Annotated in this window: 23 protein-coding genes; 16 read left to right on the forward strand and 7 right to left on the reverse strand. The window is 65.9% G+C overall.

Annotation, left to right across the window (positions count from 1 at the left end):
• The first annotated feature begins 105 nt into the window (after positions 1-105).
• The 7 genes from AC5Y49_RS16690 to clpC1 all read left to right on the forward strand — a co-directional run bounded on the left by AC5Y49_RS16690 (position 106) and on the right by clpC1 (position 7996).
• Positions 106-1017: a Rossmann-like and DUF2520 domain-containing protein gene (locus tag AC5Y49_RS16690; protein ID WP_499888943.1), complete on the forward strand. Its 912-nt coding sequence runs from the start codon at positions 106-108 to the stop codon at positions 1015-1017.
• On the forward strand, positions 1014-1949 hold the full coding sequence (gene panC, locus AC5Y49_RS16695; RefSeq protein WP_499888945.1) for a pantoate--beta-alanine ligase: 936 nt from the start codon (positions 1014-1016) through the stop codon (positions 1947-1949). Before AC5Y49_RS16690 ends, panC begins: the two co-directional genes overlap by 4 nt.
• A complete protein-coding gene (gene panD / locus AC5Y49_RS16700) occupies positions 1949-2356 on the forward strand; it encodes an aspartate 1-decarboxylase (RefSeq protein ID WP_499888948.1) in 408 nt (135 codons plus the stop codon). The genes panC and panD overlap by 1 nt, the downstream gene beginning before the upstream one ends.
• A 2-nt stretch (positions 2357-2358) precedes the next feature.
• Positions 2359-3174, forward strand: coding sequence for a type III pantothenate kinase (locus AC5Y49_RS16705; protein WP_499888949.1), 816 nt, complete (start codon positions 2359-2361; stop codon positions 3172-3174).
• 112 nt (positions 3175-3286) lie between these two features.
• A complete protein-coding gene (gene lysS, locus AC5Y49_RS16710; protein WP_499889281.1) occupies positions 3287-4789 on the forward strand; it encodes a lysine--tRNA ligase in 1503 nt (500 codons plus the stop codon).
• A 118-nt stretch (positions 4790-4907) separates the two neighbouring features.
• Positions 4908-5246: a histone-like nucleoid-structuring protein Lsr2 gene (lsr2, locus tag AC5Y49_RS16715; protein WP_499888951.1), complete on the forward strand. Its 339-nt coding sequence runs from the start codon at positions 4908-4910 to the stop codon at positions 5244-5246.
• A gap of 200 nt (positions 5247-5446) precedes the next feature.
• Positions 5447-7996 carry an ATP-dependent protease ATP-binding subunit ClpC gene (gene clpC1 / locus AC5Y49_RS16720; RefSeq protein ID WP_499888953.1) on the forward strand — a complete coding sequence of 850 codons (2550 nt, stop codon included), beginning with the start codon at positions 5447-5449 and terminating at the stop codon, positions 7994-7996.
• 22 nt (positions 7997-8018) lie between these two features.
• On the opposite strand, the gene nicT is transcribed toward clpC1, so the two are convergent.
• A complete protein-coding gene (gene nicT / locus AC5Y49_RS16725) occupies positions 8019-9140 on the reverse strand; it encodes a Nickel transporter NicT (protein WP_499888955.1) in 1122 nt (373 codons plus the stop codon).
• A 261-nt stretch (positions 9141-9401) separates the two neighbouring features.
• Between nicT and AC5Y49_RS16730 the strand changes: the two genes are divergently transcribed.
• Complete coding sequence (locus AC5Y49_RS16730) at positions 9402-9980, forward strand: histidine phosphatase family protein (protein WP_499888957.1); 579 nt, start codon at positions 9402-9404, stop codon at positions 9978-9980.
• On the opposite strand, the gene AC5Y49_RS16735 is transcribed toward AC5Y49_RS16730, so the two are convergent.
• Positions 9977-11341: a serine hydrolase gene (locus tag AC5Y49_RS16735; protein WP_499888959.1), complete on the reverse strand. Its 1365-nt coding sequence runs from the start codon at positions 11339-11341 to the stop codon at positions 9977-9979. The two genes, AC5Y49_RS16730 and AC5Y49_RS16735, sit on opposite strands and share 4 nt — an antisense overlap.
• Entirely contained in the window at positions 11316-11633 is a 318-nt protein-coding gene (gene mhuD / locus AC5Y49_RS16740) for a mycobilin-forming heme oxygenase MhuD (RefSeq protein WP_065015132.1), read from the reverse strand. The genes AC5Y49_RS16735 and mhuD overlap by 26 nt, the downstream gene beginning before the upstream one ends.
• Positions 11634-11656: 23 nt before the next feature.
• Here mhuD and AC5Y49_RS16745 point away from each other — a divergent pair, with 23 nt between their 5' ends.
• Entirely contained in the window at positions 11657-12415 is a 759-nt protein-coding gene (locus tag AC5Y49_RS16745) for an alpha/beta fold hydrolase (protein ID WP_499888961.1), read from the forward strand.
• On the opposite strand, the gene AC5Y49_RS16750 is transcribed toward AC5Y49_RS16745, so the two are convergent.
• Entirely contained in the window at positions 12412-13314 is a 903-nt protein-coding gene (locus AC5Y49_RS16750; RefSeq protein WP_499888963.1) for an iron-sulfur binding domain-containing protein, read from the reverse strand. The two genes, AC5Y49_RS16745 and AC5Y49_RS16750, sit on opposite strands and share 4 nt — an antisense overlap.
• Here AC5Y49_RS16750 and AC5Y49_RS16755 point away from each other — a divergent pair.
• The gene (locus AC5Y49_RS16755) at positions 13313-13936 is read left to right on the forward strand and encodes a carbonic anhydrase (RefSeq protein ID WP_499888964.1); all 624 of its coding nucleotides are present in this window, start codon (positions 13313-13315) and stop codon (positions 13934-13936) included. The genes AC5Y49_RS16750 and AC5Y49_RS16755 overlap by 2 nt on opposite strands.
• A gap of 95 nt (positions 13937-14031) precedes the next feature.
• Positions 14032-14838 (forward strand): hypothetical protein, encoded by an 807-nt coding sequence (locus tag AC5Y49_RS16760; RefSeq protein WP_499889283.1) that lies wholly within the window; start codon positions 14032-14034, stop codon positions 14836-14838.
• Between the two features lie 18 nt (positions 14839-14856).
• On the opposite strand, the gene disA is transcribed toward AC5Y49_RS16760, so the two are convergent.
• The 3 genes from disA to AC5Y49_RS16775 are packed head-to-tail and all read right to left on the reverse strand — an operon-like array spanning position 14857 to position 18005.
• Positions 14857-15969: a DNA integrity scanning diadenylate cyclase DisA gene (gene disA, locus AC5Y49_RS16765; RefSeq protein ID WP_499888966.1), complete on the reverse strand. Its 1113-nt coding sequence runs from the start codon at positions 15967-15969 to the stop codon at positions 14857-14859.
• Positions 15969-17408: a DNA repair protein RadA gene (gene radA, locus AC5Y49_RS16770; protein WP_499888968.1), complete on the reverse strand. Its 1440-nt coding sequence runs from the start codon at positions 17406-17408 to the stop codon at positions 15969-15971. Before radA ends, disA begins: the two co-directional genes overlap by 1 nt.
• A 36-nt stretch (positions 17409-17444) precedes the next feature.
• On the reverse strand, positions 17445-18005 hold the full coding sequence (locus AC5Y49_RS16775; protein WP_499889285.1) for a copper chaperone PCu(A)C domain-containing protein: 561 nt from the start codon (positions 18003-18005) through the stop codon (positions 17445-17447).
• Between the two features lie 328 nt (positions 18006-18333).
• On the opposite strand from AC5Y49_RS16775, the gene carD reads away from it, so the two are divergent.
• From carD to rlmB, 5 genes are all read left to right on the forward strand, one after another.
• Positions 18334-18822, forward strand: coding sequence for an RNA polymerase-binding transcription factor CarD (carD, locus tag AC5Y49_RS16780; protein ID WP_065015102.1), 489 nt, complete (start codon positions 18334-18336; stop codon positions 18820-18822).
• A complete protein-coding gene (ispD, locus tag AC5Y49_RS16785) occupies positions 18819-19487 on the forward strand; it encodes a 2-C-methyl-D-erythritol 4-phosphate cytidylyltransferase (RefSeq protein WP_499889289.1) in 669 nt (222 codons plus the stop codon). Before carD ends, ispD begins: the two co-directional genes overlap by 4 nt.
• On the forward strand, positions 19484-19954 hold the full coding sequence (gene ispF, locus AC5Y49_RS16790; RefSeq protein ID WP_499888970.1) for a 2-C-methyl-D-erythritol 2,4-cyclodiphosphate synthase: 471 nt from the start codon (positions 19484-19486) through the stop codon (positions 19952-19954). Before ispD ends, ispF begins: the two co-directional genes overlap by 4 nt.
• 99 nt (positions 19955-20053) lie before the next feature.
• Positions 20054-21454, forward strand: coding sequence for a cysteine--tRNA ligase (cysS, locus tag AC5Y49_RS16795; protein WP_499888972.1), 1401 nt, complete (start codon positions 20054-20056; stop codon positions 21452-21454).
• Positions 21455-22387 carry a 23S rRNA (guanosine(2251)-2'-O)-methyltransferase RlmB gene (rlmB, locus tag AC5Y49_RS16800; RefSeq protein ID WP_499888974.1) on the forward strand — a complete coding sequence of 311 codons (933 nt, stop codon included), beginning with the start codon at positions 21455-21457 and terminating at the stop codon, positions 22385-22387.
• Positions 22388-22390: the final 3 nt, after the last annotated feature.

A 22390-nucleotide genomic window follows, 5' to 3' on the forward strand; every position in this document is an offset into this window, starting at 1 on the left:
GCCACGTCGCGTCACCGGTCCGCATCACGGTAGAGTTTTGCTGACCGTCCGGTACCCGCATCGCGGGACTGGAACGAACTAACGAACTTGTGAGGGTCGTCTGCGATGGTGCAGTTCGACGGATTGCGCCCGGCCCGGCTCAAAGTGGGAATCATCTCCGCGGGCCGGGTTGGCACTGCGTTAGGAGTCGCGCTGGAGCGCGTCGACCATGTCGTGGTGGCATGCAGCGCAGTCTCCCGGGCATCCCGGCAGCGAGCCGAGCGCTGGTTGGCGGACACCACGGTATCCCCAGTGCCCGAAGTCGCCGGCTCCGCTGAGCTGCTGCTGTTGGCCGTTCCGGACACCGAGTTGCCCGGGTTGGCGGCCGGCCTGGCCGCTACCTCGGCGGTCCGACCCGGCACCATCGTGGCGCACACTTCCGGCGCGAACGGCATCAGCGTGCTGACACCGCTGGCCGAGCAGGACTGCATTCCGCTGGCCATTCACCCGGCGATGACGTTCACCGGATCCGACGAGGACATCGGCCGGCTGGCGGACACCTGTTTCGGGATCACCGCCGCAGACGACATCGGCTATGCGATCGCGCAGTCGCTGGTCCTGGAAATCGGCGGTGAGCCGTTCCGGGTTCGCGAGGACGCGCGGACGCTCTATCACGCCGCGCTGGCCCACGCCGGCAACCACATCGTGACGGTGCTCGGCGATGCCCTGGACGCTTTGCGGTCCTCGTTGTCCGGGCAGGAACTCCTCGGGCAACAGCTGATCGACGACCAGCCCGGTGGACTTGCCGAACGTGTCCTTGGCCCGCTGGCCCGGGCAGCGCTGGAGAGCACTTTGCAACGCGGTCAGGCCGCGCTGACCGGGCCGGTCGCCCGGGGTGACGCCAACGCACTTGCCGGCCATCTGTCCGCTCTGAGTGCGCTTGATCCGCGACTGGCGCAGGCCTACCGGGTGAACGCACTGCGCACCGCCGAACGGGCGCGTGCGCCCGAGCACGTATTCGAGGCGCTGGCTCAATGATCAACCGCAAGATGCCGGCGTTTCGGCCCGACGAACTCAACGTGTATTCCACGCCCGGTGATGTCAGCGACGTCACCCGCGCGCTGCGCCACACCGGGCGGCGGGTGATGCTGGTGCCGACCATGGGGGCGCTGCACGAGGGGCACCTGGCCCTGGTCCGTGCCGCCAAGCGGGTGCCCGGGGCGGTGGTCGTGGTGTCGATCTTCGTCAACCCGTTGCAGTTCGGCGCCGGCGAAGATCTCGAGGCCTACCCGCGCAACCTTGAGGACGATCTGGCACTGCTGCGCGGCGAAGGTGTCGAAGTCGCGTTCACGCCCAGTGTCGCGGCGATGTATCCCGACGGCCCCCGCACTTCCGTACACCCGGGGCCGTTGGCGGCGGAACTCGAAGGCGCTTCCCGGCCAACGCATTTCGCTGGCATGCTGACCGTCGTGCTGAAACTGCTGCAGATCGTGCGGCCCGATCGGGTGTTTTTCGGCGAGAAGGACTATCAGCAGCTGGTGCTGGTACGGCAAATGGTCGCCGATCTCAACGTCGGGGTAGCGGTGGTGGGCGTACCGATCGTGCGTGAAACCGACGGGCTGGCAATGTCATCGCGTAACCGCTACCTCGATCCGGACCAGCGCGAGCTGGCCGTCGCACTGTCGGCGGCGCTGGTGGCCGGTATGCACGCGGCGCCCGGCGGAGCGGACGCCGCACTGGCGGCGGCAGGCGCCGTGCTCTCGGAGCTACCGGCGATCGAGGTCGACTACCTACAGGTCCGCGACCCCGCACTCGGAGCGGCGCCGGCCCACGGCCCCGGTCGACTGCTGGTCGCCGCCAGACTCGGTACGACCCGACTCTTGGACAACATCGCTATCGAAATCGGAACCACCGTCGGCATCGACGGGCGAGGGCCCGCTATGCATCACCAAACATCTTGGAGGAACTGATGTTACGGACAATGCTCAAGTCAAAGATCCACCGGGCCACCGTCACCCAGGCGGATCTGCATTACGTCGGCTCGGTGACCATCGACGCCGATCTGATGGACGCGGCCGACTTGCTCGAAGGCGAACAGGTGACGATCGTCGACATCGACAACGGCGCCCGACTCGTCACCTACGCGATCACCGGCGAACGCGGCAGCGGTGTGATCGGAATCAACGGCGCCGCCGCGCACCTGGTTCATCCCGGTGACCTGGTGATCCTGATCGCCTACGCGACCATGGATGACGCGGAGGCCCGCGCCTACCGGCCGCGGATCGTTTTCGTCGACGCCGACAACCGTCCGATCGATCTTGGGCACGACCCGGCATTCGTGCCCGACGATGCCTCCGACCTGCTTTCCCCGCGATAGCCGTGCTGCTCGCGATCGACGTTCGTAACACGCACACCGTCGTAGGACTGCTCTCCGGGTCCAAAGAGCACACGAAGGTGGTGCAGCAGTGGCGGATACGCACAGAATCGGAAGTCACCGCCGACGAGTTGGCGCTGACCATCGACGGGCTGATCGGTGACGATTCTGAACGGCTCACCGGCGCGTCGGCGCTGTCCACCGTTCCGTCGGTGCTGCACGAGGTGCGGATCATGCTCGAGCAGTACTGGCCGTCGGTGCCGCATGTACTGATCGAGCCCGGTGTACGCACGGGCATCCCGCTGCTGGTCGACAACCCCAAAGAAGTGGGAGCCGACCGGATCGTCAACTGCCTGGCGGCTTTTCACAAGTACAAGTCCGCGGCCATCGTCCTCGATTTCGGTTCGTCGATCTGTGTGGATGTGGTGTCGGCCAAGGGCGAATTCCTCGGTGGCGCGATCGCGCCCGGGGTGCAGGTGTCCTCGGATGCCGCGGCCGCGCGGTCGGCGGCGTTGCGACGCGTCGAACTGGCCCGGCCCCGCTCGGTGGTCGGCAAGAACACCGTCGAATGCATGCAGTCCGGCGCGGTGTTCGGCTTCGCCGGGCTGGTCGACGGCCTCGTGCAGCGCATCCGCGACGATGTGGACGGGTTCGACGGTGACGACGTCACCGTGGTGGCCACCGGGCACACCGCGCCGCTGTTGTTAGCCGAACTGGACTCCGTCGACCATTACGACCAGCACCTGACCTTGCAGGGCCTGCACCTGGTGTTCGAACGCAACCGCGACAGCCAGCGCGGCCGGCTCAAGACCGCGCGCTGATTTTTCGCGAAACAGAAGCCAGGGCTGCGATCGGGCAAAGATTACGACCGCGGCTTCTGTTTCGCGGCCTCAGCACGCTTCGACGGCCCAGTCACACGCTCCTCTAAGCTGGCTGGTCGTGAGCTCCGCCGAGGACATCCCCGAGCAGTATCGGATCCGCCGGGACAAGCGTGCTCGGCTGTTGGCGGAAGGCCGCGATCCCTACCCGGTCGTTCTCGATCGGACCCACACCCTGGCCCAGGTCCGTGCCGCATATCCCGATCTTCCGACGGATTCGGCGACCGGTGACTTCGTGGGTGTCGCAGGCCGAGTGATATTCATTCGCAATTCCGGAAAATTGTGCTTTGCGACGCTGCAGGAGGGCGACGGCACCCAATTGCAGGTGATGATCAGCCTCGCCGGCGTCGGGCAGGACGCGCTCGACGCGTGGAAGGCCGACGTCGACATCGGCGACATCGTCTACGTGCACGGCGAGGTGATCAGCTCACGTCGCGGCGAGCTGTCGGTGCTTGGCGACTCCTGGCAGATCGCGTCGAAGGCGCTGCGGCCGCTGCCGGTCGCGCACAAAGAGATGAACGAAGAGTCGCGGGTACGTCAGCGCTACGTCGACTTGATCGTTCGCCCGCAGGCCCGCGACGTTGCCCGTCAGCGAATCGCCGTCATCCGCGCGATAAGGACGGCGCTGGAACAGCGCGGGTTTTTTGAGGTCGAGACGCCGATGTTGCAAACTTTGGCCGGCGGTGCGGCGGCCCGGCCGTTTGTCACACACTCCAATGCACTTGACATGGATCTGTACCTTCGGATCGCGCCGGAACTGTTCCTGAAGCGCTGTGTGGTGGGCGGGTTTGACAAGGTCTTTGAACTTAATCGGGTGTTCCGAAACGAAGGGGCTGATTCCACGCATTCCCCTGAGTTTTCCATGCTGGAGACCTATCAAGCCTATGGAACCTACGATGATTCGGCGGTTGTCACTCGCGAACTCATTCAGCAGGTGGCCGACGAGGCGATAGGCACTCGTCAACTGCCACTGCCCGACGGCAGTGTCTATGATATCGACGGAGAATGGACCTCGATACAAATGTATCCGTCCCTATCCGCCGCGGTCGGTGAAGAGATCACGCCGGATACTAGCGTCGATCGCTTACTGCGCCTCGCCGAGGCGCTCGGCGTCGAAATTCCCGCCGACCGCGGTTACGGACACGGCAAACTGGTCGAGGAACTGTGGGAGCATACCGTCGGCGCCGGCTTGACCGCACCGACCTTCGTGCGGGACTTCCCGGTTGAGACAACACCATTGACGCGCCAGCACCGCAGCATCGCGGGTGTCACCGAGAAGTGGGATCTCTACGTGCGCGGTGTCGAACTGGCCACCGGCTATTCCGAATTGATCGACCCAGTGATACAGCGGGAAAGATTCGCGGCCCAAGCGCGTGCGGCGGCTGCCGGCGACGACGAGGCGATGGCGCTCGACGAAGATTTTCTTACTGCACTCGAGTATGGTATGCCGCCGTGCACCGGAACCGGAATGGGTATCGATCGGTTGTTGATGGCTTTGACCGGCCTGTCAATTAGGGAGACTGTTTTGTTCCCGATTGTTCGTCCACACGGCAACTGAACTATCTCGCCGCGGCGCCGGTATTGAATACCGTACCTTTGTATGGCAGATTGATGCCAAGGGGTGTTCAACGAAAACTTGCACACCAAGTGCACAGGAAAGTCGAGGGTGGGAGCTAATGGCGAAGAAAGTTACCGTCACCTTGGTCGATGATTTCGACGGTGAGGGTGCCGCCGATGAAACAGTCGAATTCGGCCTCGACGGCGTGACCTATGAGATTGATCTTTCAACCAAAAATGCAACAAAACTGCGCAACGACCTGAAGCAATGGGTGGAAGCCGGCCGTCGCGTCGGTGGCCGGCGCCGTGGACGTTCCGGGTCGGGTCGTGGCCGTGGCGCCATCGACCGCGAGCAGAGCGCGGCCATCCGGGAATGGGCTCGTCGGAACGGACACAACGTGTCGACGCGGGGCCGTATCCCGGCCGACGTCATCGACGCATTCCACGCCGCCACCTGATATTAGGAGCACTTTCGCTGGTGGCGAACTGATCACCCGTTAATACGGGAAACGTTTCGGGCATTCTCGGCGTTGCCTTGTTGTGCTGACCGTGAGGTAGGAACCCCGGCCAGTCGACCACTACAGTGGATGCCAGGTACGCAGGGACCGACCTAATGCCCGTCGTTGTACCGATGGTGAGGGAGAGCAGGTAACCACCAATGTTCGAGAGATTTACCGACCGTGCCCGCAGGGTCGTCGTCCTGGCGCAAGAAGAGGCCCGGATGCTCAACCACAACTACATCGGCACCGAGCACATCCTGCTGGGACTGATTCACGAGGGCGAAGGTGTCGCCGCTAAGTCGTTGGAGTCGTTGGGGATCTCGCTGGAAGGCGTTCGCAGCCAGGTCGAGGAGATCATCGGCCAGGGCCAGCAGGCGCCATCGGGGCACATCCCGTTCACCCCGCGCGCCAAGAAGGTGCTGGAGCTTTCCTTGCGGGAAGCCCTGCAGCTGGGCCACAACTACATCGGCACCGAGCACATTCTGCTCGGGCTGATCCGTGAGGGCGAGGGTGTGGCCGCCCAGGTGCTGGTGAAGCTCGGCGCCGAATTGACGCGGGTGCGTCAGCAGGTCATTCAGCTGCTGTCGGGCTACCAGGGCAAGGAGACCGCCGAGGCCGGCACCGGCGGCCGGGGCGGAGAGTCCGGCTCCCCTTCGACGTCGTTGGTGCTCGACCAGTTCGGTCGCAACCTGACCGCCGCAGCGATGGAAGGCAAGCTCGACCCCGTCATCGGTCGCGAGAAGGAAATCGAGCGGGTGATGCAGGTGCTCTCCCGTCGTACCAAGAACAACCCGGTACTGATCGGCGAGCCCGGCGTCGGCAAGACCGCCGTCGTCGAGGGCCTGGCCCAGAACATCGTGCACGGCGACGTCCCCGAGACACTGAAGGACAAGCAGCTCTACACCCTGGATCTGGGTTCGCTGGTCGCCGGCAGCCGCTACCGCGGTGACTTCGAAGAGCGCCTGAAGAAGGTGCTCAAGGAAATCAACACCCGCGGCGACATCATCCTGTTCATCGACGAGCTGCACACGTTGGTCGGCGCCGGGGCCGCAGAGGGCGCGATCGACGCCGCGTCGATCCTGAAACCCAAGCTGGCCCGCGGCGAGCTACAGACCATCGGCGCCACCACGCTCGACGAGTACCGCAAGTACATCGAGAAGGATGCCGCCCTGGAACGCCGCTTCCAGCCGGTGCAGGTCGGGGAGCCGACGGTGGAGCACACCATCGAGATCCTCAAGGGTCTGCGGGACCGCTACGAAGCGCACCACCGGGTGTCGATTTCCGACTCCGCGATCGTGGCCGCCGCCACCCTGGCCGACCGTTACATCAACGACCGGTTCCTGCCGGACAAGGCCATCGACCTGATCGACGAGGCGGGTGCCCGGATGCGGATCCGCCGGATGACCGCGCCGCCGGACCTGCGTGAGTTCGACGAGAAGATCGCCGACGCGCGCCGCGAAAAGGAGTCGGCGATCGATGCGCAGGACTTCGAGAAGGCGGCCAGCCTGCGCGACCGGGAGAAGCAACTGGTTGCCCAGCGGGCCGAGCGCGAAAAGCAGTGGCGTTCAGGTGATCTCGACGTAGTTGCCGAGGTCGACGACGAGCAGATCGCCGAGGTGCTGGGCAACTGGACCGGTATCCCGGTGTTCAAGCTCACCGAGGCCGAGACCACTCGCCTGCTGCGCATGGAGGATGAGATCCACAAGCGCATCATCGGCCAGGAGGACGCGGTCAAGGCGGTTTCGAAGGCGATCCGCCGTACCCGCGCGGGCCTGAAGGACCCCAAGCGTCCGTCCGGTTCGTTCATCTTCGCCGGCCCGTCCGGTGTGGGTAAGACCGAGCTGTCCAAGGCGCTGGCCAACTTCCTGTTCGGTGACGACGACGCGCTCATCCAGATCGACATGGGTGAGTTCCACGACCGGTTCACCGCGTCGCGGTTGTTCGGCGCACCGCCTGGATACGTCGGCTACGAGGAGGGCGGTCAGCTCACCGAGAAGGTCCGGCGCAAGCCGTTTTCCGTGGTGCTGTTCGACGAGATCGAGAAGGCGCACCAGGAGATCTACAACAGCCTGTTGCAGGTCCTCGAGGATGGCCGGCTCACCGACGGGCAGGGCCGCACGGTCGACTTCAAGAACACCGTGCTGATCTTCACGTCCAACCTCGGCACCGCCGACATTTCCAAAGCGGTCGGCCTGGGCTTCACCCAGGGCGGCGGCGAGAACGACTACGAGCGGATGAAGCAGAAGGTCAACGACGAGCTGAAGAAGCACTTCCGGCCGGAGTTCCTCAACCGCATCGACGACATCATCGTCTTCCACCAGTTGACTCGCGACGAGATCATCCGGATGGTCGATCTGATGGTCACCCGGGTCGAGAAGCAGCTCAAGACCAAGGACATGGCGCTGGAGCTGACCGAGAAGGCCAAGTCGCTGCTGGCCAAGCGGGGCTTCGATCCGGTGCTGGGTGCGCGTCCGCTGCGGCGAACCATTCAGCGCGAGATCGAAGACCAACTCTCGGAGAAGATTCTGTTCGAGGAGATCGGTCCGGGTCAGGTCGTCACCGTCGACGTGGACAACTGGGACGGCGAAGGCGCCGGCGAGGATGCGGTGTTCACGTTCACCGGAACCCGCAAGCCGGCCGAGCCGGCTGAAGAAGATCTGGCCAAGGCCGGAGCCCACAGCGCCGGTGGTGCGCACAGCGCCGAGTAGCGAAAGCGCAAGGCAGCCGGTCTCAGTCCGGCTTGACCGGCTGCCAGCGCGCTTCGACGTTGGCCAGCTTCCAATAGCCGATCGCGCCGATCCACGTCACCGCGAAGAGCACGACAATCGCCAGACCGGCATTGTTCAGGTTGATGCCGGCGATCCAACTGGTGACCGGGTCGACCCAGCCGAGGTCGTCGTGCAGGATCGACACGAGCTCGATCGACCCGATCAGTAGCGCGACCGCGATCGACAGTCCGGTGACCGTCAGGTTGTAGTAGATCTTGCGGGCCGGCTGCATGAACGCCCAGTCGTAGGCCGCGGTCATCAGCAGGCCGTCCAACGTGTCCATCAGGCTCATGCCGGCGGCGAACAGTAAGGGCAGGACCAAGACCGCGTACCACGGCAGGCCGGCCGCCGCACCGGTGCCCGCCAACGCCAGCAGCGCGACTTCAGTTGCGGTGTCGAAGCCAAGCCCGAACAGCACGCCGACGGGATAAAGCTGCACCGGCCGTTTGATGCGGTTCATGATCGGACGCAACAGCCGCGCCAGGAAACCGCGGTCGTTGAGGGCTACTTCGAGTTCCTCGTCGGAGTATGTCCCGCCCCGAAGTTTGGTGAAAGCGCGGACTATTCCGCTCAGCGCGATGATGTTCATGATGGCGATGAGATACAGGAACAGCCCGGAGGCCAGCGTGCCGGCGAAGCCGAGTGCATGCCGGGCCGGCGAGCCGTCGTCTACCAGAGCGCCCACCGCGTGGGCGCCGAGCACGACCAGGACCGCCATTGCCAGCACGATCGTGGAATGGCCCATCGCGAACCAGAATCCGACCGACTTCGGTTTCTGCCCGTCGCTCATCAGCTTGCGCGTGGTGTTGTCGATGGCCGCGATATGGTCGGCGTCGAACGCATGCCGGAGCCCGAACAAATAGGCGGTGACACCGAGCCCGACACCGAAGATTTGGGTTCCGGCCTGATACCGGTGTGGCGCGATGAACAGAATCAGCGTCGCGAATCCGAGGACGTGCATCAGCACGATCACGCCCAGCAGGGCACCGATTTCGATGCGATCGCGGCGATCCCACGTCGATGTCAGCCTGCGGATGCTCGCGCCGAGACCGGCTGATCGAGCAGCGGATGCCGGAACTGACATAAGACCGCCTCCCGGGAATTTTCGCGTTCCCATCCGAGATGTGCGGGAAGGTCTGGCTCCCAGCGTCGAAACGCTGGTCACAGTGGCGCGACCGCACCGGAATATGCACCGGTTTCCTCGCCGTCACATGACTATCGCGAAAGACGCTATACCGCCTGCATCGGCCTGGCAACTGACCGTGCCGGTGTGAGCACAGCGCAGTGACAACGCTTTTCAAACCCGCCGTGACCGGGCTTTGGGGTGACCGCGATAATGATCATGATGTTGGGTCGGGTCGACGGTCGGAGCGCCAGGGGCGAAATCATCCGGCTGACGCTGGTATCGCATGCAATGACCGAGGCGCTGGCGGCCGGACGTTTCCCCACCGATGAGCCGCTCAACGGCGCCGGGCACCGGCAAGTCGACGCGTCGATCGATCTGGGCGTCGCCGACGTCGCACTCGCCGGGCCCGAGAAGCGAACCAGGCAAACGGCGGAATTGCTCGGCTTGGCGCCCAGGATCGAACCGCAACTGGCCGACTTGGACTGTGGCCGGTGGCGCGGCCACGTGCTCGGCGGAGTGCGGCCGGCTGAACTGGCGGTCTGGCTCACCGATCCCACCCGTGCTCCGCACGGCGGCGAGTCGGTGGTCGACCTGGTGGAGCGGGTGCGCGCGTGGCTGAACTCGTTGACCAGCACCCGGTCGCGGCTGATCGCCGTCACACATCCGTCGGTGATCCGCGCCGCGATCCTGGTGACGTTGGATGCACCGGCAAAGTCGTTCTGGCGCATGGATATTGCACCGGCAAGCGTGACCGTGATGCGTTTCCGCGGACATGCGTGGACGCTGCTGACGAACTAGCGCTGCGAGGGCAGCAGCGCGAATACCTGCTTGGCGATTTGAAGCATCCAGCCGGTGATGCTGGGCCCGTGATCGCGTGTCCAGTTCAACTGGAAGCTGACCACCCACGGCTGACCCATGTTGTCGACGGCATACCAGCTGAACGTGAGGTCACCCGGCAGCCCACCGGCTTTGGCCCCGATGTAGGGCCACTCGCGTCGGTTCAGGTCGACGCCGGGGACGGCGGACAAAATCTGTTTCACTGGTGCCGCCTTGCCGACGGCACCTTCCTGTAGCGCGGCGTGTATCCGGCAGATGTCCTCGGCGCTGCCATACCATTCCGCACCGTATTCAGATGCTGGGGTGTGGGCCCGGGTCGGATCCGGTTCGTATGGGCGGGAATTGGCCTGCTGCAATAGCTGTGCGCGGATTTGCGGATCGGCCTGCTTCCATTGTGTTCGCAGGTCCGGCTCACCCCACGCGACCGAGAACAGCTCGTACATGGTCGGGAACGGTGTCATGCTGGCCGGGTCGTGGTGGTCGGCCGCGATGAGCGCATTCACGACGGCCTGCGGCCCCACCCGCCCGATCAACAGGTCGGTCGCCATGTTGTCGCTGGTGGCAATCATCTTCTCGGCGGCGGTACGGACTGAAACATGAGCTCCGACAGGCAGTTCCAAACCTGAACCGACCGCCTTGCCCTTGTCGGTGATGGTCAGCTGGTCACTCCAGGACACGGTGCCGTTCTTGACCCCTGCCGCGACGGCATACAGCACGTAGAGCTTGAAAATGGAGGCCAATGGCAGGGATAGCGCGGTGTTGGTGCCTGCCACTGGATCACAGTGGCCGTTATCGACTTTGGCGACCTGCCAGGAATACCGCGCGCCGGTCCTGGTCAACGTGTCATCGACGTCACGCCACGAGGAGATGGTTGGTGGCTGCGTGGTGAGGTCGAAGCTGTCCACCAGGGTGTCGTCATTGGTGTGAATGCGGATGGACTGTCGTGCGCCGTAGGACGTGATGAGTTTGAGGGTGGCCGCGCCCGCGCTGATGTCGATCGCGTCGAGGCGGAACGGGCGGTCCCACCACAGCGCTTCCATGGTGTTCTCGACCTGCTTGGCCGCCTCGGGCGACGCCAGGGTGCCGACACCGATCGGACCGATCGGCCAATCCGAGTTGAGCATGTCCAGGGTCTGCTGAGCCCGCAGCCCCGGCGGCGTCCTGATGTCGATCCGCACACCGGTATCGGCCGCGTGCGCAGCCGGTGTGGGTGGTGAAGCACAGCCGGGCGCCGACGCGGCCACCAAGGCGGCGACCACAGCCACTGCCAGCGCGCGGTGCCGCGCCCGGTGTGGGCTACGCCGTCGAGCCGCTACCGGCAACGTCTAACACAACCTCGAATTCCAGCAGCGACGCGCCGGTCGCCACGGGGTTGGCCCGGTGGCCGGCGTGGGCTTCGATGGCCGGGCCGGTCGCCCATGCCTGGAAGGCTTCCTCGGACTCCCACTGCGTCACCACGAAGTAGCGGTCCTCGCCCTTGACCGGGCGAAGCAGCTGAAAGCCCAAAAAGCCGGGCGAATTCTCGACCGCATGCGCGCGATGGGCGAACCGCTTCTCCAGCTCGGGGCCGGCATCCGCAGGCACCTCGATTGCGTTGATCTTCACCACTGGCATGGGCCTAGGCTACCGTGCCCGACGTGACTGCCGAGCTGCTGACTCCCCGTGGGGGACGCGGGCAGCCGGTGGTACTGGTGCACGGCCTGATGGGGCGGGGAAGCACGTGGTCGCGCCAGTTGCCGTGGCTGACCCGACTGGGCGCCGTGTACACCTACGATGCACCGTGGCACCGCGGTCGCGACGTCGCTGACCCATACCCGATCAGCACCGAACGCTTCGTGGCCGACCTGGGCGACGCGGTGGGCGCCCTGGGCGAACCGGCGCGGCTGGTCGGGCATTCGATGGGTGGTCTGCACTCGTGGTGCCTGGCCGCAGAGCGCCCAGACTTGGTGTCGGCGTTGGTGATCGAGGATATGGCGCCAGACTTTCGTGGCCGTACAACCGGCCCCTGGGAACCGTGGCTGCATAACCTGCCGGTCGAATTCTCTTCTGAGAAGCAGATATTCGATGAATTCGGACAGGTTGCCGGGCAGTACTTCCTGGATGCATTTGATCGCACGGCGACCGGTTGGCGGCTGCATGGTCACACCGCGCGGTGGATCGAGATTGCTGCCGAATGGGGGACCCGTGATTACTGGGAGCAGTGGCGGGCGGTGCGGTCACCGGCGTTGCTCATCGAAGCCGGCAACTCGGTCACGCCAGCCGGCCAAATGCAGGTGATGAATGAAACCGGCTGCCAAACAAGTTACTTGCGTGTTGCTGACGCCGGCCATCTGATTCACGACGACGCGCCGCAGACGTACCGCAATGCGGTGGAGTCATTCTTGGGTGCACGTTAAAATTCTTCACCCGCCAGGGCGTACATTCCGTCGATCGTCTGTTCCACCAAGCCGTCGGCAAGCAGAGAATTCAGCGCCCGGTCCCGCTGCTCTGTATCGGTCAGCCAGGCCACGTCGAGCTCGGCGCGGCTGACCGGGAAGTCGCTGAGGCGCAACACATCCAATAGCAATCCGCGGACCTGGCGGTCGGTTCCGGCGTAGCGCTGCGGACGCCGAGCGGGCGCCTCCGCCGCCGGGTATCCGGCCTGCCGCCAGCTACACCGACTGAGCGGACACAGGCCGCATTGTGGACTGCGGGCGGTGCACACCGTCGCGCCCAATTCCATCAGCGCAGCTGAAAACCGGTGCGCGCTATCGTCGCTCGGCAGCAGCGCGGACACGTCGGCGTGGTCGCGGACAGCCGAGGGCGCGCCCGCTTCGGCGCGTCCGTGGACGACCCGGGCAACCACCCGGCGCACGTTGGTGTCCACCACCGGAACCGGCTGACGGTAAGCGAAGCAGGCGACTGCGCGTGCGGTGTAGCTGCCGACCCCCGGCAGTGTGACCAGCGTGTCGACGTCGCAGGGGACCACGTCGGCATACTCACGCGCGATCACCGTGGCGCATTCGTGCAGGCGCTTGGCTCGCCGCGGATAACCTAACTTGCCCCATGCCCGCAGCACATCGGCCACACTCGCCGCTGCGGTAGCCGACGCCGACGGCCACCGGGTGACCCACTCCTGCCAAATCGGCAGCACCCGCGCCACCGGAGTCTGCTGCAGCATGAATTCGCTGACCAGGATCTGCCACGGCGGGACACCGGGCTTGCGCCACGGCAGATCGCGCCGCGAACGGTCATACCAGTCGAGAAGCTCCTCCGCCGACAGGCTCATCGGCGGGTGCGGCAGAATGTCGGCCATGCCCAATACCAATCCGATCTCCGCATGGAAGGCACTCAAAGAGGGTAACGAGCGCTTCGTCGCCGGCAAGCCCCAACATCCCAGCCAGAGCATCGATCACCGAGCGAGTCTCACCGAGGGACAAAAACCCACCGCTGTGCTGTTCGGGTGCGGCGACAGTCGGGTGGCCGCCGAGATCATCTTCGATCAGGGTTTGGGCGACATGTTCGTGGTCCGCACCGCCGGCCACGTGATCGACTCGGCGGTGCTGGGCTCGATCGAATTCGGGGTGTCGGTCCTCGATGTGCCGCTGATCGTGATCTTGGGCCATGACAGCTGCGGCGCGGTGAAGGCCACACTGTCCGCACTGGACGACGGCGTGCTACCCGGAGGGTATGTGCGGGACCTGGTCGAGCGGGTTACGCCGTCGATCCTGCTCGGTCGCCGCGAGGGCTTGACTCGGGTCGACGAGTTCGAAGCGCGACATGTGGCCGAGACCGGCGCGCAGCTGATGGCCCGTTCGACAGCCATCGCTGAGCGGGTCGGTTCGGGTGACCTGGCGATCGTGGGCGTCACCTACCACCTCGCCGACGGACGGGCGGTCCTGCGCAACCACATCGGCAACGTCGGCGACGAGCCCTAACGCGAGCAGCGCGGCGGATGACCGCGCGGGACCAGCATCGCGACACGCCGAGAGCGGTCGGACAGGTTGCAGTGACCTGGGCTTACCGTGTGAATGTGCTGGATCTGGAACCGCATGGCCCGTTACCGCCGGAGATTTACTGGCGACGCAGGGGACTGGCGATCGGTATCGCGGTTGTCGTGGTCGGAATCGTGGTCGCGACCGTTGTCGCTCTGCTGAGCGGAAACGCCGACGCCAAACCTGCCGCGGCCGATAAGCCGTCGAGTCCCCCGGCCGCGGCCTCCGGCGCGCAGCCCGAAGTCAAGACGCCGGTAGTGCCGCCCGCCGGGGAGAACCAACTCCCGACCGAGACCCCGACCGCGGCTGTGCAGCCGCCACCGGTGCTCAAGGAGGGCGACGACTGTCCGGATTCGACACTGGCCGTCAAAGGCCTGACCAACGCACCCCAGTACGTGATCGGTGACCAGCCGAAATTCACCATGGTCGTCACCAATATCGGGCTGGTGGCCTGCAAACGCAATGTCGGAGCAGCGGTGCTGGCGGCCTACGTCTACTCACTGGACAACAAGCGGTTGTGGTCCAACCTGGATTGCGCGCCGTCCAACGAAACCCTGGTCAAGACGTTCACGCCCGGCGAGCAGGTGACCACGGCCGTGACGTGGACCGGTATGGGATCGGCGCCGCAGTGCCCACTGCCGCGACAGCCGATTGGCGCCGGCACCTACAACCTCGTCGTGCAACTGGGCAACCTGCGCTCGGCGCCGGTGCCGTTCATCTTGGCTGATGCCGCACCGCCGGGTGCCCCACCGGCGGCAGGGCCGGGTGCGCCCCAGCCCGGGCTGCCGGCACCCGGCGAACTCGGACCACCGCCCGGTCCAGCGCAGGCTCCCGGCGGTAACTGAGCAGGATCGCCCGGCGCCTCAGCTGACTGAGTCGGCGATCGTCGACTCGGCCAGCTGCGACAGTCCTTCGCGCACGTGCCGAGCCCACATCTCGCCGATACCCTCCACCGACTGCAGGTCGCCGGCGCTGGCGGCCAGTAGACCCTGCAGTGAGCCGAATTCGCGAACCAGCCGGTCGACATGAGCGAACTGCAGTCGCGGGATACCCGACATCGCGCGGTAGCCGCGCGAGCTCATCGCACTGTCCTGGGCTTCGGTCGTCGACGGGTATCCGAAAACCTTTGCCAGCACGGTGAAATCGAGCAACTCGGCGTCCGACAGGGCATCCAGCTCGTCGAGCGTGGCGGTGACTTCGGTTTTGGTCAGCGGCTCGGGGTTGGCGTGGTAGTCGCGCACGATCAGTTCCCGGGCGAGGTCGTTGCCACCGAGCAACTCCTCCAGCTGCAGTCGCAGTTGGCGCCCGTCGGTGCCCAATTCGACAGCGTCGTAGTCGATCACCAGACCGATCCGGCGAACCAATTCCAGCCGCTGCACCACTGTCAAGACGTCGCGCAGTATGACGAAGTCTTCGATCTCGGCCCGCGAGAGTTGTCTGCTGACCTCGTCGAGCCTGATCTTGTAGCGCTCCAACGTGGCGATGGCCTGGTTGGCCCGCGACAAGATGGTCGCCGAGTCGGCGAGCACGTGGCGGTCCCCCGCCACATAGACGGTCACGATGTTCATCGAGTGGCTGACCGAGATCACCGGGTAACCGGTCTGGATGGCGGCCCGCTCGGCCGAGCGGTGCCGAGTGCCGGATTCATCAGTGGGGATCGACGGGTCGGGAACCAGCTGGACGTTGGCGCGCAGGATGCGGCTCCCGTCGGTGGACAGCACTACTGCCCCGTCCATCTTGCACAGCTCACGTAACCTCGTCGGCGCGTACCGCACGTCCAGAGAGAAGCCGCCGTCGCAGATGGTTTCCACGCTGTCGTCGTAGCCCAGCACGATCAGCGCACCGGTACGGCCGCGCAGGATGCGCTCCAGACCGTCGCGCAGCGCAGTTCCCGGCGCCAGTCGCCCGACGGACTCACGCAGGGTGGGCCGCGGCGTCGGTACCGGGCCGATTCTCCTGGCTTTGCTCGCAGTCATTACCCGCCATTCTGCTCCGCCGGAGGCGGGTCGAGCCGGTGCGGTGGCGCTGGCGTGTTGCTGCAGTGCTCCGCAATGTCGAGCATGTGCTGCAACGCCGCGACGATGGTGGCCGCCTGGCGGACCCGCAAGCCCGTCGGCGACGCGTCGCATCCGGCTGGAACCAGCGCGGTGGTGAAGCCCTGCCGGGCGGCTTCGGCCAGCCGGCGCTCCATTCCGCTGACCCGCCGCAGATCGCCGGCCAATCCGACTTCACCGATCATCACGGCGGTAGTGGGCAGCGGAAGATTCGCGTAGGCGGACGCCAAAGCAATCGCCACCGTCAGATCCGACGACGGATCGGCCAACCGCATGCCTCCGACGGTGGATAGGAAGATGTCGACGGGCGAAAGTGCCAGCCCGGCATGCTTTTCCAGTACGGCGGTGATCATCGCGGCGCGGGCGTGGTCGATGCCGCTGACGGCGCGGCGCGGGCGCCCGTCCGACGGGCTGGCCAGCAGCGCCTGAACCTCGCCGACCAGGGGTCGCTTACCGTCCAGCGTCACCGTGATCGCGGTTCCGGGGACCGGCCGCGGCCGCTGGTCCAGGAACAGCCCGGACGGGTCAGCGACACCTTCGATGCCGCCCTCGTGGAGCTGGAAACAGCCGACCTCGTCGGCGGCCCCGAATCGGTTCTTGACGCCACGGACCATGCGCAAGGTGCAGCTGCGGTCCCCCTCGAAATGCAGCACCACGTCCACGAGATGCTCAAGGGAACGCGGTCCGGCGATGGCGCCGTCCTTGGTGACATGGCCAACGAGGATCATCGCCACGTCGTCCGCTTTCGCTGCGGCCGTCAGCGCGGTGGTCACCGCCCGCACCTGGGTGACCCCGCCGGTGACACCGTCGGCCTCGGTGGTGGACATCGTCTGTACGGAATCGACCACGACCAGCGTGGGCCGCACGGCCTCGATATGACCGAGCACCGCGCCCAGGTCGGATTCGGCAGCCAGGAACACCTCGTCGTGGCTGCAGTCGGTCCGGTCGGCGCGCAGCCGGATCTGGCCGAGGGACTCCTCACCGGAGACGTACAACGCGCGTCGACCGGACCGGGCCCACTGATGGGCGACCCGGAGGAGCAATGTCGACTTACCGACCCCCGGCTCGCCGGCGAGCAGTGTCACCGAGCCGGGCACCACACCGCCGCCCAGCACTCGGTCGAGTTCGTCGACACCAGTGGGACAGTGACGCGCGCTATGCGGCTCGATAGAACTGATGGGCACCGCCGGCGACGTCGGGGCCGCCGAGGCTATTGAGCGTGGGGTCCGGCCGTTGACGGCGGATAGCACCGCCACTTCCTCGACCGTTCCCCAGGTGGCGCACTCGAGGCAGCGTCCTACCCATTTAGCGGTGACGTGCCGGCACTCCGAACAGCGGTATTGCGAGCGTGTCTTGGCCACACCGGAACGGTATCGGGCCGGTATGACAGCTCAGGGCTATTCGGCCGGGGCGGGCGTTTCTTCCTGGCGGGGAGCCAGCCCCGCGGAAATCGGCACGGTCAAGCTGGTGCGCCCGGCCTTTTCGAAGTCGAAGGTGAAGTTGTAGAGGAGGCCGTTGGTGATCGGCTTGTTCAACGCCACGATCGCCTTCGCGGTCCCTGCGGGCTCGATGGCCTCGACGGCTTTCTTGCTCTGGCCGTCGGCGGTGCCGACGAACAACGTTCCACCCGGCGCCAGTGCGGTATCGCCGGACACCGTCACCGGGCCGATGTCCGAGGTGATGCCGAGAAGTTTGTCGGCGACATCCACGGAGTCGTTGACCGCCACCAGGACCAGGTCCACGGTTTTGCCCGGCTCCAGGAAGTCGCCGGTCTGCGTGGCCTGAATGTGAACGTTGCGCAGCGCCACGTTGTTGATCACCGTCCCGGTGCCGTTGACGGCAGGTACCTGGGCGGCGGTCTGCGAGAGCTGACCGCTGCCGCAGCCGGTGAGTGTGAGAGCGCCGAGAACGCTCCCGGCGGCCAGTGCGGCGAGGGTGGTCGAGCGGCGATTGTCCAAGCGTTTCACTCAAAGCCTCCTGCTCGCCCGTGACGGTTCGACTATGCACAGTAGTAGGTCAGATCCGACGGCTGGTAGTCGAGGGCGCCGGCAGCGTACACAGGGCAGCGCAGTACGATCTTCAATGCCCTTGTTCAGGGGTCCGGCGCAAGTTGTCGGCGGGGCCCCGAGGGTCCCCAGCCGGGTTATCAAAAGGTCGGTGCCATGCACGAATTCACCAGTCTGTCAACCCCTACGCTTCCTGTGCGATGCCCCTGACCTGCACCGTTGGACCACGCCTGTCGACGCACCGTGCTAGAATTGCAGTAACGAAAGGGGCTCGAACCAGATGATCTTCAAGGTCGGAGACACCGTTGTCTATCCACACCACGGTGCTGCGTTAATCGAGGCGATCGAAACCCGGACCATCAAAGGGGAACAAAAAGAGTATCTCGTCTTGAAGGTGGCGCAGGGGGACCTGACAGTTCGAGTGCCTGCCGACAACGCTGAGTATGTGGGCGTGCGTGATGTGGTCGGGCAAGAAGGTCTGGACAAAGTCTTTCAGGTGCTGCGTGCCCCGCACACCGAGGAACCGACCAACTGGTCGCGCCGCTACAAGGCCAACCTCGAGAAACTTGCCTCCGGTGATGTGAACAAGGTTGCCGAGGTGGTGCGTGACCTGTGGCGTCGCGACCAGGAACGCGGCCTGTCGGCCGGGGAGAAGCGGATGCTGGCCAAGGCACGCCAGATCCTGGTGGGTGAGTTGGCGCTGGCTGAAAGCACCGACGACGCCAAGGCCGAGACAATCCTCGACGAGGTTTTGGCCGCCGCGTCCTGACTGTGGCGGGCACGGTCGCGGTCGTCCCGGCCGCGGGGTCGGGTGAACGGCTGGCGGCCGGTGTTCCCAAAGCGTTTTTTCATCTCGACGGACGCACGCTGGTCGAACGCGTCGTAACCGCTCTGCTGGAGTCCGGAGTCGTCGATCGCGTGGTCGTGGCGGTGCCTGCCGACCGCACCGACCAAGCCAAGCTGATACTCGGACGCGACGCCGCGGTTGTGGCCGGCGGCGCCAATCGCACAGAGTCGGTCGCTCGAGCGTTGACCGCCGCCGGAGAACCGGACTTCGTACTGGTGCACGATGCAGCGCGGCCCCTGACGCCGCCGGGTTTGGTGGTCCGCGTCGTCGAGGCGCTGCAGGCGGGACATCCGGCCGTCGTGCCTGCGCTGCCGGTACCGGACACCATCAAGGCCGTCGACGCCAACGGAGTCGTGCTGGGGACACCCGAGCGCTCCGGCCTGCGCGCGGTGCAAACCCCGCAGGGCTTTGCGACCGAACTACTGCATCGCGCCTACCAGCGCGCCTCGAACGTCGAATTCACCGACGACGCGTCGATGGTCGAGCACATCGGCGGCCAGGTCCAGGTGGTCGAGGGCGATCCGCTGGCCTTCAAGATCACCACCCCGTTGGACTTATTGCTGGCCCAGGCCATCGTTAAGCAATGAACGTTCGGGTCGGTCTGGGCACCGATGTGCATGCCATTGAGCCGGGGCGGCCGTGCTGGCTGCTGGGCCTGCTGTTTCCGGACGCCGACGGCTGCGCCGGCCACTCCGACGGTGACGTCGCCGCGCACGCATTGTGCGACGCCCTGCTGTCGGCTACCGGGCTTGGCGATGTCGGCAGCGTGTTCGGCGTCGACGATCCCCGCTGGGCAGATGCCAGCGGAGCCGACATGCTGCGCGTCGTCGTCGAACTGATTTCAGAACATGGCTACCGCGTCGGCAATGCGGCCGTGCAGGTCGTCGGTAACCGACCCAAGATCGGACCGCGACGCGCCGAGGCGCAAGAATTGCTGTCCGCGCTACTCGACGCGCCGGTGGCGGTGTCGGCCACTACGACTGACGGTCTGGGCTTGACCGGTCGCGGCGAAGGTATTGCGGCGATAGCCACTGCGCTGGTGGTCGCTTTATAGCGTGAGAGTGCGTGTCCCCGGCCGACACGCGCGCAAATTCCCGGATCTGCGCACGCTCGCGGTGAGACGGGACGAGTCGCCCCGGTAAGCTGGCACGTCGTGACCGATCGCGCCCAACTGCGGCTACACGACACGGCGAGCGGTGCCGTGCGTGATTTCGTCCCGCTGCGGCCTGGGCACGTCTCCATCTATCTGTGCGGCGCCACCGTGCAGGGCCTGCCGCACATCGGGCACGTGCGCAGCGGCGTGGCCTTCGACATCCTGCGGCGCTGGCTGATGGCGCGCGGCTATGACGTCGCGTTTGTCCGCAACGTCACCGACATCGACGACAAGATCCTCAACAAGGCCGCGGCGGCCCACCGGCCCTGGTGGGAATGGGCGGCCACCTACGAGCGCGCGTTCACCGCCGCCTACGACGCGCTGGGTGTGTTGCCGCCGTCGGCCGAGCCGCGCGCCACTGGGCACATCACCCAGATGATCGAGTTGATCGAGCGGCTGATCTGCACCGACCACGCCTACGCCGGCAACGGCGATGTGTACTTCGACGTCCTGAGTTACCCGGAGTACGGGCAGCTGTCCGGACACCGAATCGACGATGTGCACCAGGGCGAGGGAGTGGCCACCGGTAAGCGCGATCAGCGTGACTTCACGTTGTGGAAGGGCGCCAAGCCCGGCGAACCGTCGTGGCCGACCCCGTGGGGTCGCGGGCGTCCAGGCTGGCATCTGGAATGCTCGGCGATGGCCCGCACCTACCTAGGGCCCGAGTTCGATATCCATTGCGGCGGCATGGATTTGGTGTTCCCGCACCATGAGAACGAGATCGCTCAGAGCCGCGCGGCGGGAGACGGCTTCGCCCGTTATTGGTTGCACAACGGCTGGGTGACCATGGGTGGCGAAAAGATGAGCAAGTCGCTGGGCAACGTGCTGGCGATTCCCGCTGTGCTGCAACGGGTCCGGCCTGCCGAATTGCGCTATTACCTGGGCAGCGCCCATTACCGCTCGATGCTGGAGTTCTCCGAGAGCGCGCTGCAAGACGCAGTCAACGCCTATCTCGGCATCGAGGACTTCTTGCATCGGGTGCGCAATCGGGTCGGCGCCGTCGTTCCCGGAGAATGGACGCCGCGGTTCGCCGAGGCGCTCGACGACGACCTGGCGGTGCCGATCGCGCTCGCCGAGGTGCACCACACCCGCGCGGAAGGCAACCGGGCGCTGGATGCCGGCGACCACGACGGCGCATTGGCCAGCGCCGGCGCGATCCGGGCAATGATGGGCATCCTCGGCTGCGATCCGCTCGACGAGCGCTGGGAATCCCACGACGAGACCTCGGCCGCATTGGCCGCTGTCGATGTGCTGGTACGCGCCGAATTGGAGCGACGTGAGCAGGCCCGCGAACAGCGCGACTGGGCGCTGGCCGACCAGATCCGCGACCGCCTCAAGGACGCCGGCATCGAGGTCACCGATACCGCCGACGGACCCCAGTGGTCGCTGGAAGCCAAGTAGATGGCCGGCAACTCGCGCCGGCGCGGGGCGATACGCAAGCCCGGCACCAAGAAAGGTCCCACCGTCGGGTCGGGCGGTGTCCGTCGCCGGGGTCTGGAGGGCCGCGGCGCCACGCCGCCCGCCCATATGCGGCCCAACCATCCCGCGTCCAAGCGGCTGCGGTCGCAGCCGCGTCGGCCGGTTAAGCGCACCGAGGATGAGACCGAGACCGTGCTGGGCCGCAATCCGGTGCTGGAATGCCTGCGTGCCGGTGTTCCGGCCACCGCGCTATATGTTGCCCTCGGTGGTCAGGCCGACGAGCGGCTCACCGAATCCGTTACCCGGGCGGCCGATTCCGGTATCGCGATTCTGGAGGTTCCGCGTAGCGATCTGGACCGGATGACCACCAACGGCCTGCACCAGGGCATCGCGCTGCAGGTTCCCCCGTACGACTACGCCCATCCCGACGATCTACTTTCGGCCGCTCTGGACACCCCGCCGGCGCTGCTGGTCGCCTTGGACAACGTCTCCGACCCGCGCAACCTGGGTGCGATCGTGCGATCGGTGGCAGCCTTCGGCGGCCACGGGGTGTTGATCCCGCAGCGGCGCTCGGCCTCGGTGACTGCTGTGGCCTGGCGGACCAGCGCCGGCGCGGCGGCCCGGGTGCCGATCGCCCGGGCCACGAATCTGACCCGCGCCCTGAAAGATTGGGCCGCCCGCGGTGTCCAGTTGGTCGGGTTGGATGCCGAGGGTGACACCACGCTCGACGACTTGGACGCATCCGGGCCGGTGGTGGTGGTGGTCGGATCCGAGGGCAAGGGACTCTCGCGGCTGGTGCGGCAGAGCTGCGACGCGGTGGTGTCGATCCCGATGGCCGGTTCCGCTGAATCGTTGAACGCCTCGGTGGCTGCCGGGGTGGTGCTCGCCGACATCGCGCGTCAACGCAGGCGTTAACCA

Source organism: Mycobacterium sp. NGS62 (assembly GCF_059812285.1).